We start from the raw sequence: 1,249 nt of genomic DNA, 5'->3' as shown, positions 1-1,249 counted from the left end.
AATTTGGCGCCGACAATCTTCCCGACGATCCCGTCCTGCTCAAGGCTCTGATTCTGCAGTTGCAGGAAGAGAACGCCTTGCTGCGCCACAAGCTGTTCTCGCCCAAGTCCGAGCGCAGCCCTGAAGACGCCGACTCGCCGCAGTTGGCCATGTTCAACGAGGTCGAAGAGCTGATCGAAGCGCCGGCCGCCGAGCCAGTCGAAGCCGAAGAAGTCGTTGCGCCGGTCAAGCGCCGTGGCAAACGCAAGCCGCTGCCGGCCAACCTGCCGCGTATGGAGGTCATCCATGAGCTGCCCGAGCATGAGCTGACCTGCGCCTGCGGTGCCTGCAAGCAGTCGATCTGCAGTATAGGAACCTTGAGCCTTCCGTCAAGAGCGCATCCAAATAGACCCAGTGTAAGTGTTGCAGTTGGGCAATTTGGCTGGGCGCGGGTTCAAATCCTTGCTGGGGAGTTGAACACGGGCTGCGCCCTCCGAAGCGGGAGCTAACTCCTGAGATTGAGGCGCTTTAATGCCTTATTCTGTGGTTGAGATTATTTTTTAGGTATTAAATTGCCTTTTTATGCGTGTGCGTCTACTGTTTAGGCATTAAAGTGCTGGTGACTGATATGCACAATCTTACTCTGCAGGTTTATAGGGATGGCCAGTGGCGCAATGCCGTGGAACTCCGTTTCGAGCAGCCCGAGGAAGGGCTGGAGGGTGCTTGTGCTTATGGCTACCAGCATGTGTTGCCGCTGACCGAAAACTGACCCAGTAGAGGCTGTTCTGCCGACTGAAAACTGACCCAGGTGTTCAACTGCTTCTGCTCAATTTTTGAGCAGGAGAACACAGGGTGATCAGTATGGAAATGATGGGCAAAATTCGCCGGATGTATTTCCGCGACAAGCTGTCGCTGCATGAGATAGCCAAGCGCACCGGGTTGGCGCGCAACACGATTCGCAAGTGGGTCAGAGCACCTGAGGCCAAGCCGCCGGTCTACCAACGCCGCGCGATCTTCAACAAACTCAGCCCTTTTCACGCCACGCTGGAGCAGGCGCTAAAAGCCGATTCGCTGCGGCCCAAGCAACAGCGGCGCAGTGCCAAGGCGCTGTTGGCGCAAATCAAAGCCGATGGTTATGACGGTGGCTACAGCCAGCTCACCGCGTTTATCCGTGCCTGGCGAGGGGGACAGGGCAAGGCGTCGCAGGCCTTTGTGCCGCTGACCTTTGCTCTTGGCGAGGCGTTTCAGTTTGACTGGAGCGAGGAAGGCT

The 1,249-nt window shown here is 57.1% G+C and carries 1 protein-coding gene and 2 pseudogenes; all 3 read left to right on the top strand.

Translation table 11 applies throughout. From position 1 onward, the window contains the following. Positions 1-341 (top strand): annotated as a pseudogene (locus PSOLE_RS23365) (transposase domain-containing protein); the annotation flags it as partial. A gap of 266 nt (positions 342-607) precedes the next feature. Further along, entirely contained in the window at positions 608-748 is a 141-nt protein-coding gene (locus PSOLE_RS24200) for a hypothetical protein (RefSeq protein ID WP_158212599.1), read from the top strand. A gap of 92 nt (positions 749-840) precedes the next feature. After that, positions 841-1,249, top strand: a pseudogene (locus tag PSOLE_RS23360) (IS21 family transposase); the annotation flags it as partial.

Source organism: Pseudomonas oleovorans subsp. oleovorans (genome assembly GCF_002197815.1).
GTDB lineage: Bacteria > Pseudomonadota > Gammaproteobacteria > Pseudomonadales > Pseudomonadaceae > Aquipseudomonas > Aquipseudomonas oleovorans.
The sequence above is the reverse complement of the archived record's forward strand: the minus strand, read 5'-3'. Positions and strand labels throughout refer to the sequence as shown.